10 protein-coding genes are annotated in these 13,715 nt (G+C 62.5%); 7 read left to right on the top strand and 3 right to left on the bottom strand.

All coding sequences use genetic code 11. The annotated features are described in order from the left end of the window. Window positions 1-2 precede the first annotated feature (2 nt). Window positions 3-1,781 carry a 2-oxo-4-hydroxy-4-carboxy-5-ureidoimidazoline decarboxylase gene (gene uraD / locus HV753_RS20030; protein ID WP_175176350.1) on the bottom strand — a complete coding sequence of 593 codons (1,779 nt, stop codon included), beginning with the start codon at window positions 1,779-1,781 and terminating at the stop codon, window positions 3-5. Window positions 1,782-1,792: 11 nt separating this feature from the next. Beyond that, a complete protein-coding gene (gene puuE, locus HV753_RS20025) occupies window positions 1,793-2,737 on the bottom strand; it encodes an allantoinase PuuE (RefSeq protein ID WP_175176349.1) in 945 nt (314 codons plus the stop codon). A gap of 165 nt (window positions 2,738-2,902) precedes the next feature. Between puuE and uraH the strand changes: the two genes are divergently transcribed. Further along, window positions 2,903-3,253 carry a hydroxyisourate hydrolase gene (gene uraH, locus HV753_RS20020; protein ID WP_175176348.1) on the top strand — a complete coding sequence of 117 codons (351 nt, stop codon included), beginning with the start codon at window positions 2,903-2,905 and terminating at the stop codon, window positions 3,251-3,253. A 220-nt stretch (window positions 3,254-3,473) separates the two neighbouring features. Beyond that, window positions 3,474-4,679 carry a urate hydroxylase PuuD gene (locus HV753_RS20015; RefSeq protein WP_175176347.1) on the top strand — a complete coding sequence of 402 codons (1,206 nt, stop codon included), beginning with the start codon at window positions 3,474-3,476 and terminating at the stop codon, window positions 4,677-4,679. A gap of 76 nt (window positions 4,680-4,755) precedes the next feature. Here HV753_RS20015 and HV753_RS20010 read toward each other — a convergent pair whose 3' ends face one another. Then, on the bottom strand, window positions 4,756-5,772 hold the full coding sequence (locus HV753_RS20010; RefSeq protein ID WP_175176346.1) for a 1-aminocyclopropane-1-carboxylate deaminase: 1,017 nt from the start codon (window positions 5,770-5,772) through the stop codon (window positions 4,756-4,758). 194 nt (window positions 5,773-5,966) lie between these two features. On the opposite strand from HV753_RS20010, the gene HV753_RS20005 reads away from it, so the two are divergent. The 5 genes from HV753_RS20005 (at window position 5,967) to zapE (ending at window position 13,697) form a co-directional block, all read left to right on the top strand. After that, a complete protein-coding gene (locus tag HV753_RS20005) occupies window positions 5,967-6,437 on the top strand; it encodes an Lrp/AsnC family transcriptional regulator (protein ID WP_175176345.1) in 471 nt (156 codons plus the stop codon). 326 nt (window positions 6,438-6,763) lie between these two features. Continuing rightward, the gene (locus HV753_RS20000; RefSeq protein WP_175176344.1) at window positions 6,764-9,631 is read left to right on the top strand and encodes a 2-oxoglutarate dehydrogenase E1 component; all 2,868 of its coding nucleotides are present in this window, start codon (window positions 6,764-6,766) and stop codon (window positions 9,629-9,631) included. A gap of 103 nt (window positions 9,632-9,734) precedes the next feature. Beyond that, on the top strand, window positions 9,735-10,967 hold the full coding sequence (gene odhB / locus HV753_RS19995; RefSeq protein ID WP_175176343.1) for a 2-oxoglutarate dehydrogenase complex dihydrolipoyllysine-residue succinyltransferase: 1,233 nt from the start codon (window positions 9,735-9,737) through the stop codon (window positions 10,965-10,967). A 132-nt stretch (window positions 10,968-11,099) separates the two neighbouring features. Beyond that, window positions 11,100-12,527 carry a dihydrolipoyl dehydrogenase gene (gene lpdA, locus HV753_RS19990; protein WP_175176342.1) on the top strand — a complete coding sequence of 476 codons (1,428 nt, stop codon included), beginning with the start codon at window positions 11,100-11,102 and terminating at the stop codon, window positions 12,525-12,527. Between the two features lie 78 nt (window positions 12,528-12,605). Then, complete coding sequence (gene zapE / locus HV753_RS19985) at window positions 12,606-13,697, top strand: cell division protein ZapE (RefSeq protein WP_175176341.1); 1,092 nt, start codon at window positions 12,606-12,608, stop codon at window positions 13,695-13,697. Window positions 13,698-13,715: the final 18 nt, after the last annotated feature.

The following is a 13,715-nucleotide window of genomic DNA, read 5'->3' as shown; positions in this document are numbered from 1 at the left end:
TGTCAGCGGGTAAGGTCATTGGCAAGGTCGTCCAGCAGGCGTTGCATGGCAAGCGCCGCCAGCTGGATGTCGTCACGGGTGGTGGATTCGCGGGGGTTATGGCTGATGCCGGCGTTCTGGCCACGAACGAACAGCATGGCTTGCGGCATCACTTCGTGCAGCTTCATTGCGTCGTGGCCGGCGCCGCTGGGCATGCGATGCACGGGCACGCCCAACGCATCGACGGCGTCTTCCCACCGTTGTTGCCAGGCGGGATCGCTGGGGGCCGCGGCGGCGCGCATGGTTTCCTCCAGTGCGTAGCGCAGGCCGCGCCGCTGGCAGATGGCGTCCAGCTCGGCCAGCACATCATTCACCAGCGCGTCGCGCTGCGGGTCGCTGGGGGCGCGCAAGTCCAGGCTGAAGCGGCATTCGCCCGGCACGACGTTGATCGAGCCGTTTGGCACTTCAAGCATACCGATCGTGCCGACGGAATCGCCGTCGCGGGCCGCGCGCTGTTCCAGGTACAAGGCCAGCTCGGCCGTGGCTGTGGCGGCATCGCGGCGCCGATTCATCGGGGTGGTACCGGCATGGCAGGCCATGCCGAAGATCTGCGCCTGATAGCGCACGCTGCCGTTGATGGATGTCACGATGCCCAGCGGCAGGCCCATTTCGAACAGCACGGGACCTTGCTCGATATGCACTTCCACAAAGCCGAGATAGCGTGCTGGATCGCGGCGTAGTTTCGGGATGTCGTCGATGCATAGCCCGGCATGGAGCATGGCGTCGCGCATGGTGACGCCTTGGGCGTCTTTCTGGTCCAGCCATTCCGGCTTGAAGTCGCCGATCAGTGCGCCGGAGCCCAGGAACGTGGCGCGATAGCGCTGGCCTTCCTCTTCTGCGAAGCCGATCACTTCCAGGTGATAGGGCAGGCGTCGTCCTTGGCGATGCAATTCGCGCACGCAGGCCATTGGCACGAAGATGCCCAGCCGGCCGTCGTATTTGCCGCCGTTGCGCACCGTGTCGTAATGGCTGCCCGTCATCAGCGTGGGCGCGTCGGGACGATCGGCGCGGTAGCGTCCCACCACGTTGCCGACCGCGTCGATCTCGACTTCGTCAAAGCCGCAGTCCCGCATCCAATGCGAGATGCGTTGCGCGCACGCGCGGTGCGCCTCCGTCAGGTAGGTGACGGTCAATTGGCCCTTTTCAGCGTAGCCTGGGTCACTGTGGATGCTGAGCCGTTCCTGCCAGTCCCAGATATCGTTGCCTAGCGTCAGGTCGGTGTTGAACTTGTCGGCCAGGCGGATTTCGACGATGCGGTGAATGTTGCGCAACGCCTCGTCAAGCTCGACGTCGGGTGGATTGTCCAGTCGGCGCGCGAACGCATCGATGATCTGCTGGCGTTCAAGGCCGATGCCGCGCGTACCGCGCACGGCCAGGATGAAGGGGAAACCGAAGCGGGTGCCGTAGTCGGCGTTCAGCGCCTGCAAGCGCTCCAGCTCCTCGGGCGAACAATGGGTGAGCCCCGCTTGATCCTGTTCGCTGGTGGATTCCGCGGTCAGGCTGTTGCGCAGCATCGCGCGGCCGGCCAGCTCCGGGTGGGCGCGGATCAGTGCCAGCCGGGCTTCGATGTCGGCCTCGTCCAGTACCCGCCGCATCTGGTCTTGCAAATGCGCCAGTGATCGAAAGGGCCGCGCTTGGAGCGCCTGCCGGGCGATCCAGGGTGAGTGTTCGTACAGGCCATCAAGCATGGCCACGGCCTCGTCGGGCGTGGCCGCATTGAGTTGTTCCAGGGTATAGGCCATGGTCGTCGGGCTCAGCGGTTGGGAAGATAAGGGTGGGTGGCTTTCCAGTGCCGGGCGATATCCAGCCGGCGGCACACCCAGACGCGATCGTGGCTGGCGATGTGGTCCAGGAAGCGTTGCAGCGCGGTGATGCGTCCCGGCCGGCCAAGCAGCCGGCAATGCATGCCGATGCTGAGCATCTTGGGGGCGTCGTCGCCTTCGGCGTAAAGCACGTCGAAACTGTCTTTCAGGTATTGGAAGAAAGGGTCGGCGTGCGAATAGCCTTGCGGCAGCGCGAAGCGCATGTCGTTGCAATCCAGCGTGTAGGGCACGATCAGTTGCGGCACGACGGCGCCATCGCTTTTTTGTACCTGCATCCAGAAGGGCAGGTCATCGCCGTAGTAGTCGCTGTCGTATTCGAAGCCGCCGTCGTCCGCCACCAGCCGGCGGGTGCGGGGGCTGTCTCGGCCGGTGTACCAGCCCAGCGGGCGGGTGCCCGTCAATTGCGTGATTGCCTCCAGCCCCAAGCGCATGTGTTCGCGCTCGGTGGCTTCGTCCACGTTCTGGTAATGCACCCAGCGCCAGCCGTGGCAGGCGATCTCGTGGCCCAGTTCAGCGAACGCCGCCGTCAATTCGGGGTGGCGCTGCAAGGCCATTCCCACACCGAAGACCGTCAGCGGAAGTTGCCGCTTTTCAAATTCGCGCAGAATGCGCCAGACCCCCACGCGCGACCCGTATTCATAAATGCCTTCCATGCTGAGGTGGCGATCCGGATAGCTGGCCGGGTTGAACATTTCAGACAGGAACTGCTCGGATCCCGCGTCGCCATGCAGCACGGAGTTTTCGCCGCCTTCTTCGTAATTCAACACGAATTGCACGGCGATGCGGGCGCGTCCGGGCCATTGCGCGTGCGGCGGATTGCGGCCATAGCCGATCAGATCGCGGGGGTACGGTTGCGTGGAATCGTAGGTGTTCATGAATAGGCGGGCGCAAAGCCGGGAGGCGCGAAGGGGCGCAGGTTGTCGGACGGTTTCATGATGGGCTAAACAATAGCTGGAAAGCAATTAGCTGTATACAATTTATGTACATCATTAAGGATAACCATGACACCGCCCGTCCCCGGCCGGGCATGAGGAGACACGATGGGCCTGACCACGCACGTACTCGACACCATGCACGGTTGTCCCGCCGAGGGCATGGCTGTGACGTTGTATGCCACGCGGGGCGACGACGCGACGCTGCTCAGCCAATTCACGTTGAACGCTGATGGCCGCAGCGCCAAACCGCTATTCACCGACCAAGACCTTGAAGTCGGCACCTACCGGCTGGTGTTCGACGTGGCGGGCTATTTCAAGGCACGGGGCGTGGCCTTGCCCGAGCCCAATTTCCTGAACCGGGTCAGCCTGGATTTCGGCGTGGCGCATGCGAATCAGCACTACCACGTGCCGTTGCTGGTCAGCCCCTGGAGCTACTCCACCTACCGAGGCTCCTGATGCGGCGCCCGGCATCGCGGCATCAGGGTATTCCTGATGCCGATACGGGGTATTGGTGATAGCTTCGTAAACATAATTTGCATACAATTTTTCGGATCTTGATCGCAGCGGTGCGGGGCCTGCCGGGCCTTGTGCGCGATCTGTCTTCTGCTTACAGCGCCCGCGGTGGTAGGCAGTGCGGCGGCGCCCATGAACGGGCCCGTCCACTGCGGGAGCGTGAATGGAAAGCTATTACCTGGATTGGGTCAATCTGCTGCTGCGCTGGGCCCACGTCATCACCGGCATTGCCTGGATCGGCACGTCGTTCTACTTCGTGATGCTGGACAACAGCCTGGAGAAGCCTCGTGACGCGGAGTCGGTCGCCAAGGGCGTGGGCGGCGAGCAATGGGCCGTGCATGGCGGGGGCTTCTACAACATGCAGAAGTACGCCGTGCAGCCCAAGAAGCTGCCCGAACACTTGCATTGGTCATTCTGGGAAAGCTACAGCACCTGGTTGACCGGATTTGCGCTGTTTACCGTGTCGTACTTGTGGAATGCCAGCACGTACCTGATCGACCGTTCCAAGATGGACTGGCAGCCCGGCACCGCCGTGGCGGTGGCACTGGCGTTCTTCGTGGTGTTCTGGGTGGTCTACGACGGTATCTGTCGCTGGTTCGGCCGTGGCAAGCATGGCGACACCATCGTTGGCGTGCTGGTGGCGGTATTCATCGCGGTGGCGTCGTGGCTGGCCTGCCACTGGTTCGCGGGGCGTGCGGCGTTCCTGCTGGTGGGCGCCATGATGGCCACCACCATGAGCGGCAACGTGTTCTTCTGGATCATCCCGGGGCAGCGCAAGAACGTGGCAGCGATGCGGGCGGGCCAGCCGGTTGATCCGGTGCACGGCCAGCGCGGCAAGCAGCGCAGTGTCCACAACACCTACTTCACGCTGCCTGTGTTGTTCGCCATGATGAGCAACCACTACAGCTTTACCTACACCCATCAATACAACTGGATCGTGCTGTTGCTGATCATGCTGGGCGGCGCGGCGATCCGGCAATTCTTCGTGGTGCGCCACCGTTTCAAGCTGGGCAATGCGCGCCATCCGCTGCCCTACGCGGTGTTGGGCGTGGCAGTGCTTGGCCTGACCATCCTCTGGATGCAGCCCGCACCGGTGGCGGCGCCGGTGGCGGCCGCCCCGCCCGTCGCGGTGGGGTTCGCGCAGGTGCGTCAGGTGCTTGATCAACGTTGCCTGCTGTGCCATGGGGCGCAAGTGCAGATGAAGAACGTGCGGCTGGATTCTATCGAGCAGATCTCCACCCACGCGCAAGCCGTATATCAGCAGGTGGTGGTGTCGAGAATCATGCCGATGGCCAATTCCACCGGCATGACGGACGATGAACGCGCGTTGATCGCCGCGTGGTTCCAGGAGGGCGCCAAGACGAAGTAGGGCGGCGGGGCCGGCTTAGCGTAGGTCGCCAGCCGGCCACCCCATTGATCCGAAGCCGGCCGCGCCAAATCCGTGCTTAGCCATTCCGGTACAGAAAGCTGTAGGCGTTGATCGCCGGCACCCCTCCCAGGTGCGCATACAGGACTTTTGACCCTGCCGGGATTTCGCCGCGCTGGATGATGTCCATCATTGCCTGCATGGATTTACCTTCGTAGACAGGGTCGGTCATCATGCCTTCCAGGCGTGCGCAGGTGCGGATGGCTTCATTGGTCTCGGCTGATGGCAAACCGTAGGCCGGATAAGCGTAGCGCGTGTCCAGCACCACGTCGCTGTCGGCGATGGGTTGCGCAAGCCCCACCAGATCGGCCGTGCGGCGCGCGATGCGCAGGATCTGTGCGCGAGTCTGGTCCGGCGTGGCCGATGCGTCGATGCCGATGACGCGGTCAGCGCGTCCGTCGGCCGCAAAGCCCACCACCATGCCGGCCTGCGTGCTGCCGGTGACGGCGCATACGACGATGTAGTCGAATTTGAAACCCAGTTCGGCCTCTTGCCGCCGCACTTCCTCGGCGAAACCCACATAGCCCAACCCGCCCAATTCATGGTCGGATGCGCCCGCCGGAATCGCGTAGGGCTTGCCGCCGCGCTTGCGCACGTCCTCCAGCGCTTCTTCCCAGCTGCGCCGGAAACCGATGTCGAAGCCCTGGTCCACCAGGCGCACGTCGGCGCCCATCAGGCGGCTCATCATGATGTTGCCAACCCGGTCATAGACCGCGTCTGAATAGTCCACCCAGTTTTCCTGCACCAACACGCAGGCCAGCCCCAATTTGGCGGCCACCGCCGCCACCATGCGGGTGTGGTTGGATTGGATGCCACCGATCGTCACCAAGGTGTCGCAGCCTTGCTCAAGCGCCTGCGGGATCAGGTATTCCAGCTTGCGCAGCTTGTTCCCGCCGAACGCCAGGCCGCTGTTGCAGTCTTCGCGCTTGGCGTAGATCTCGACTTTGCCGCCAAGATGCGCGGACAGGCGGTCAAGCTTTTCGATGGGGGTGTCGCCGAACGTCAGGCGATGGCGGGGAAATCGTTGCAGATCCATGGGGGCTCCTAGGGATAAGGTCCTGACCGCGGCGGGGTGGGCGCGGATGGAAAATCATAGGAATCACCGGGATTTGCGGTCAATTGCGTTATTTTTATATTTTCTGTCCTTGGTATTAGTTGAAATCGCTTTTTGGAATTTTAAATTTCTTATATAAAACCAATAACGAAATAAAATTTTCAGGGACATATCAAATGGCTGCCCTGTCTGACCTGGACCGCATTGACCGCCACATCCTGCGCGTGTTGCAGGAGGACGCGCAGATCACGAACCTGGACTTGAGCACGCGCGTGCATCTGAGCCCTGCCGCCTGTCTGCGCAGAGTGGAAAAGCTGAAGCAGGAAGGCGTCATCAAGAAGACCGTGGCGTTGGTGGAGCCGACGGACGTCGACATGGCCACGCTGGTCATCGTGGGGGTGGTGCTGGATCGATCCACACCCGAGTCCTTCACGGATTTCGAGGAAGCGGCGCGCGGTATCAGCGGCTGCCTGGAATGCCACCTGGTGGCGGGCGAATTCGACTACTTCCTGATGCTGCGCATACGTGATCTGGAACGCTTCAACAAGCTGCATGCGGGCGAGATCATCAAGCTGCCCGGCGTACGCCAGATTCGTACTTTTTTTGTGCTGAAAGAGATCCTGTCCACGACCGCGTTGCCGGTGTGACGCGGCAAATGCACAACACTCGCATTTTCATGGTCAAAAAATGACGCGCTGCGGCATTTTGGATTAGCGGAACTTGATGGCGTGTAGACGGCGAAATGTCAGGGGTTCGCCGGACATTCCAATGCCGCATGCAGGCATTCCGAATCGGCTTTTGCGTCACAGAAACGCAAGAAGACGTCCGTAAACTCAAAGGGTTATACTCTTCCTCATACGGCTTTCAAGGCTTGTACGCGCCTTCTGCCCCTGCTATCCGCTAACGGGAAGCCCGTGTCGCGGAAGGTTTTCCTGCATCGTGTCGAGTGAAGCACTCGTAAAGGTGAAGCGATATGTCTTCGGAATTAGAATCTCTATCCACGTCTTATCTCTTTGGGGGTAACGCCCCGTATGTTGAGGAGCTTTACGAAGCCTACCTCGACAATCCCGGTTCGGTTCCTGACAATTGGCGCGAATATTTCGACCAATTGCAGCACGGCCCCGCAACCGACGGCCAGGAATCCACTCGCGACCAGGCCCACGCTCCCATCGTCGAATCGTTCGCTCAACGTGCCCGCGCCAACGCCTTCGTGCAACGTTCGGCCGAACCCGATCTGAGCGTCGCCAGCAAGCAGGTTTCGGTGCAATCCCTGATTGCCGCCTACCGTTCGCTGGGTTCGCGCTGGGCCGACCTGGATCCGCTCAAGCGCCAGGAACGTCCCCCGATTCCGGAACTCGATCCCGCCTTCTACGGCCTGACCGAAGCCGATCTGGACCAGACCTACTCGGCCACCAACACCTACTTCACGACCGCCAGCACCATGACGCTGCGCGACATCCTGAAGGCGCTGCGCGATACGTATTGCCGCAGCATCGGTGCTGAATTCACGCACATCTCCGACCCCGCCGCCAAGCGCTGGATCCAGGAACGCCTGGAAACCACCCTGGGCGCACCCGCCTATTCGGTCGAAGAAAAGCGCCACATCCTGCAGCAGCTGACCGAGTCCGAAGGGCTTGAGCGCTTCCTGCACACCAAGTACGTCGGCCAGAAGCGTTTCTCGCTGGAAGGCGGCGAAAGCTTCATCGCCTCGATGGACGAAGTGGTGAACCACGCCGGTGAAAACGGCGTTCAGGAAATCGTGGTCGGCATGGCCCACCGCGGCCGCCTGAACCTGCTCGTGAACATCATGGGCAAGATGCCCGGCGACCTGTTCGCCGAGTTTGAAGGCAAGCACGCCGAAGGCCTGACCGACGGCGACGTGAAGTACCACAACGGCTTCTCCAGCGATCTGTCCACCCGTGGTGGTCCGGTTCACTTGTCGTTGGCGTTCAACCCGTCCCACCTGGAAATCGTCAACCCCGTGGTCGAAGGCAGCGTGCGCGCTCGCCAGGAACGCCGCGGCGACGCCGAAGGCAAGCAAGTGTTGCCGGTGCTGGTGCACGGCGACGCGGCTTTCGCCGGCCAGGGCGTGGTCATGGAAACGCTGAACTTGGCGCAAACCCGCGGCTACGGCACGGGCGGCACGCTGCACATCGTCATCAACAACCAGATCGGCTTCACCACGTCCGACCCGCGCGACTCGCGTTCGACGCTGTATTGCACCGACGTGGTCAAGATGATCGAAGCCCCGGTGTTCCACGTGAACGGCGACGATCCCGAAGCCGTGGTGTTCGTCACCAAGCTGGCCCTGGACTACCGTCTGCAATTCCGTCACGACATCGTCGTGGACATCGTTTGCTTCCGCAAGCTGGGCCACAACGAACAAGACACCCCGTCGCTGACGCAGCCCTTGATGTACAAGCGCATCGGCCATCACCCCGGCACGCGCAAGCTGTATGCCGACAAGCTGACCACGCAAGGCGTGCTGGCTGAGGGCGAAGCCGATCAACTGGTCAAGGACTACCGTCAACTGATGGAAGACGGCCAGCGCACGATCGAACCGGTGCTGACCGACTACAAGAGCAAGTACGCCATCGACTGGTCGCCGTTCCTGGGCGCCAAGTGGACCGACCAGGCCGACACCGCGGTGCCGCTGGCCGAGCTCAAGCGCATCGGCGAACGCATCACCACGGTTCCGGAAGGCTTCACGGTGCACCCGCTGGTCGCCAAGCTGCTGAACGACCGCCGCAACATGGCCAAGGGCGAACTGAACCTGGACTGGGGCATGGGCGAACACCTTGCCTTCGCGACCCTGGTGTCCTCGGGCTACGCCATCCGCATCACCGGCCAGGACTCGGGCCGTGGCACGTTCACGCACCGCCACGCCGTGCTGCACGACCAGAACCGCGAACGCTGGAACGACGGCACCTTCATTCCGCTGCAAAACGTATCGGAAGGCCAGGCTCCGTTCACCGTCATCGACTCGGTGCTGTCCGAAGAGGCCGTGCTGGCCTTTGAATACGGCTACTCCAGCGCTGAACCGAACACCCTGACCATCTGGGAAGGCCAATTCGGCGACTTCGTCAACGGTGCACAGGTCGTGATCGACCAGTTCATCAGCTCCGGCGAAGCCAAGTGGGGCCGCCAGTCGGGCCTGACCTTGATGCTGCCGCACGGCTACGAAGGCCAAGGCCCCGAGCACTCCTCGGGCCGTATCGAGCGCTTCCTGCAACTGTGCGCCGACAACAACATGCAAGTGGTCCAGCCGACCTCTGCCTCGCAGATCTTCCACGTTCTGCGCCGCCAGATGATCCGCCCGTTCCGCAAGCCGCTGGTGTTGTTCACGCCGAAGTCGCTGCTGCGCAACAAGGACGCCGGTTCGCCGCTGACCGATCTGGCTGGCGGCAGCTTCCGCCCGGTGATCGGCGAAGTGGACGACACGATCGACGCCAGCAAGGTCAAGCGCGTGCTGGCTTGCTCGGGCAAGGTGTATTACGACCTGGTCAACGCCCGTCGCGAACGTGGCGCCGACAATGTCGCAATCGTCCGTGTCGAGCAGCTGTATCCGTTTGCGCACAAGTCGTTTGAAACGGAACTGCGCAAGTACCCGAAGGCAACCGAAGTGATCTGGGTTCAAGACGAACCGCAGAACCAAGGCGCCTGGTTCTACGTGCAGCATCACGTGTACGAGAACATGGTCGAAGGCCAGAAGCTGGGCTACGCGGGTCGCGCCGCGTCGGCATCGCCGGCAGTGGGCTACTTGGCCAAGCACCAAGAGCAGCAGAAGGCCCTGATCGAAACGGCTTTCTCGCCCAAGTTCAAGGTCATGTTGACGAAGTAACCCTGGCTTGATGCACGCGCCGCGGGCGGCAAGCGTTCTGGAACCCCGTTTCAAACCTTGCCGCGCCGCGTGACCAGAACACAAACTTTACGGAACAAACAAAATGGCTATTACCGACGTCGTCGTCCCCCAACTTTCCGAATCCGTTTCCGAAGCAACCCTGCTGACCTGGAAGAAGCAGCCGGGCGCAGCCGTTGAAGCGGACGAAATCCTGATCGAAGTCGAAACCGACAAGGTTGTGCTGGAAGTGCCGGCTCCCGCCTCGGGCGTGCTGGCCGAAATCGTCAAGGGCGATGGCAGCACCGTGACTTCGGGCGAAGTGCTGGCCCGCATCGACACCGCTGGCAAGGCCGCCGCCGCCGCGACCGCACCCGCTGCCACCCCGAAGGCTGCTGAGCAAGCCGCTGCCGCACCGGCCGCCGCTGCTCCGGCTTCGTCCGCTGCTGCTGGCGTGGCTTCGCCTGCTGCCGCCAAGATCCTGGCCGAGAAGGGCGTTGACGCCGCTTCCGTGGCCGGCTCGGGCCGTGATGGCCGCGTGACCAAGGGCGACGCCCTGGCCGCCAGTGCTCCCGCTGCCGCCGCTGCTCCCGCCAAAGCGCCGGCTGCTCCCGCCCCGACCACGCTGTCGCTCGACGGCCGTCCGGAACAGCGCGTGCCGATGAGCCGCCTGCGCGCCCGCATCGCCGAGCGCCTGCTGCAATCGCAGCAAGAAAACGCGATCCTGACCACGTTCAACGAAGTGAACATGCAAGCGGTCATCGATCTGCGCAGCAAGTACAAGGACAAGTTCGAGAAGGAACACGGCATCAAGCTGGGCTTCATGTCGTTCTTCGTCAAGGCCGCCGTGGCCGCCCTGAAGAAGTACCCGCTGATCAACGCATCGATCGACGGCAAGGACATCATCTATCACGGCTACTTCGACATCGGTATCGCTGTCGGCAGCCCGCGTGGCCTGGTGGTGCCGATCCTGCGCAACGCCGACCAGCTGACCATCGCTGAAATCGAAAAGACCATCGCTGACTTCGGCCGCCGCGCTGCTGACGGCAAGCTGGGCATTGAAGAAATGACCGGCGGTACGTTCTCGATCTCCAACGGTGGCGTGTTCGGTTCGATGCTGTCGACCCCGATCATCAACCCGCCGCAATCGGCCATCCTGGGCGTGCACGCCACGAAGGATCGCGCCGTGGTTGAAAACGGCCAGATCGTCATCCGCCCGATGAACTACCTGGCGCTGTCCTACGACCACCGCATCATCGACGGCCGCGAAGCCGTCCTGGGCCTGGTTGCCATGAAGGACGCTCTGGAAGATCCGCAGCGCATGTTGCTGGACCTGTAATCTCGACGCTCCGCGCGCGGCGCCGCATCAGGCTTTCGGGCCTGCGGCGCCCCGGCCGGCTCTCAGCCGGCCTCCGGCAACACCGCGTCGGGCGGGGCGTGTTCCACCCCACATCTCACACGCGAGAACACTATGTCCAAACAATTTGACGTCGTCGTGATCGGCGCAGGTCCTGGCGGCTACATCGCCGCCATCCGCGCAGCCCAACTCGGCATGTCGGTCGCTTGCATCGACGCTTGGCAGAACGGCCAAGGCGGCCCGGCTCCCGGCGGCACGTGCACCAACGTCGGTTGCATCCCGTCCAAGGCGCTGTTGCAATCGTCCGAGCATTTTGAACAAGCCAACCACCACTTCGCCGAGCATGGCATCGAAGTCAAGGGCGTCAGCCTGAAGCTCGACACGCTGATCGGCCGCAAGAACACGGTGGTCAAGCAGAACAACGACGGCATCCTGTACCTGTTCAAGAAGAACAAGGTCACGTTCTTCCACGGCATGGGCGCGTTCAGCGGCCAAGTGGAAGGCGGTTGGGCCATCAAGGTCACCGGCACTACCGAAGAAGACCTGGTTGCCAAGCACGTTGTGGTGGCGACGGGTTCGTCGGCGCGTGAACTGCCCGGCCTGCCGTTCGACGAAAAGGTTGTGCTGTCCAACGACGGCGCCCTGAACATCGGTGCGGTGCCGAAGACGCTGGGCGTGATCGGCGCTGGCGTGATCGGCCTGGAAATGGGCAGCGTGTGGCGCCGCCTGGGTTCCGAAGTCACCATCCTGGAAGCAATGCCTGAATTCCTGGCTGCCGCTGACGGACAAGTGGCCAAGGAAGCCTTGAAGGCATTCACCAAGCAAGGCCTGAACATCCAGATGGGTGTGAAGATCGGCGAGATCAAGGCCACCGCCAAGTCGGTGACCGTGCCTTACGTCGATGCCAAGGGCGCCGAGCAGAAGCTGGTGGTGGACAAGCTGATCGTCTCGATCGGCCGCGTGCCTTACACCGGCGGCTTGAACGCCGATGCCGTGGGCCTGAAGTTGGACGAACGCGGCTTTGTCGCCGTCGACGGCGACTGCAAGACCAACCTGCCGAACGTCTGGGCAGTGGGCGACGTCGTGCGCGGCCCGATGCTGGCGCACAAGGCCGAGGAAGAAGGCGTGGCGGTTGCCGAGCGCATCTCCGGCCAGCATGGCCACGTGAATTTCGACACCGTGCCGTGGGTCATCTACACGTCGCCGGAAATCGCCTGGGTGGGCAAGACCGAACAGCAGCTCAAGGCCGAAGGCCGCGAGTACAAGGCTGGTAGCTTCCCGTTCCTGGCCAACGGCCGTGCCCGCGCACTGGGCGACACGACCGGCTTCGCCAAGGTCATCGCCGATGCCAAGACCGACGAAGTCCTGGGCGTGCACATCGTGGGCCCGATGGCCTCGGAACTGATCTCGGAAGCCGTGACCATCATGGAATTCCGTGGCGCCGCCGAAGACATCGCCCGCATCTGCCACGCGCACCCGACCTTGTCGGAAGCCGTGAAGGAAGCCGCTCTGGCCGTCGACAAGCGTGCGTTGAACTTCTAATCAACGCATCGCGTTTGTGATGCCAAGGGGGCGGGTTCACGGACCCGCCCTTTTTTTATTTTGAGTTCCAGCCACGACATGAACGTCCGCGAATACTACGAACAAGCCCTTGCCGAACGCGGCTACGAGCCCGATGCGGCCCAGAAGCTGGCCATCGACCGCTTGCAGCGCTACTACGACGAATGGGTGAAGTTCAAGTCGATGCGCTCGAACGCGCTGAAGAAATTGCTGAACCGGCCCGACGTGCCGCGCGGCGTGTATCTGTGGGGCGGAGTGGGCCGTGGCAAGAGCTTCCTGATGGATGCCTTCTACGCGACCGTGCCCGTTGTGCGCAAGACGCGCCTGCATTTTCACGAATTCATGCGTGGCGTGCATCGCGAACTGGAAGATGTGAAGGGCATGCAGGATCCCTTGGACGAAGTGGCCAAGCGGGTCGCCAAGCGCTATCGCCTGATCTGCTTTGATGAATTCCACGTGTCGGATGTGGCCGACGCGATGATCCTGCACCGCTTGTTGTTCAAGCTGTTCGAGTACGGCACATCGTTCGTGATGACGTCCAACTACGAACCGTCCACGCTGTACACCGACGGCCTGCACCGCGACCGCGTGCTGCCCGCGATTGCGCTGATCCAGGCGCGCATGGATGTGCTGAACGTGGATGCCGGCATCGATTACCGCCGCCGTTCGCTGGAGCAGGTGCAGTGCTATCACACGCCGCTGGACGAGCACGCGCAGCAGGCATTGCAGAAGGCCTTCGACAGCCTGGCCGATACGCCGCCGCAGGAACCCGTGCTGCATATCGAACACCGCGAGATTCGCGCGCTGGCGTTGGCGGGTTCGGTCGTATGGTTCGACTTCGCCACGCTTTGTGGCGGCCCGCGTTCGCAGAACGACTATCTGGAACTGGCCAATCGCTTCCATGCCGTGATCTTGTCCGGCGTGCCGAAGATGGGTCCGCGCCAAGCGTCCGAGGCACGCCGCTTCACGTGGCTGATCGACGTGTTCTATGACCACCGTGTGAAGCTCATCATGTCGGCCGAATGCGAGCCGGAAGAGATCTATACGGAAGGGGCGCTGGCCAATGAATTCCATCGCACGGTGTCGCGCATTCTTGAAATGCAGTCGCGTGAATACCTGGAATCGGAACGCCGGCTGACCGTGACGTTGTAGTTATGCCGCATCCGGCCC

Source organism: Achromobacter pestifer, from assembly GCF_902859625.1.
Classification (GTDB): Bacteria; Pseudomonadota; Gammaproteobacteria; order Burkholderiales; family Burkholderiaceae_B; genus Achromobacter; species Achromobacter pestifer.
Note: the sequence above shows the minus strand (reverse complement) of the source record. Positions and strands in the feature narration are given on the sequence as shown.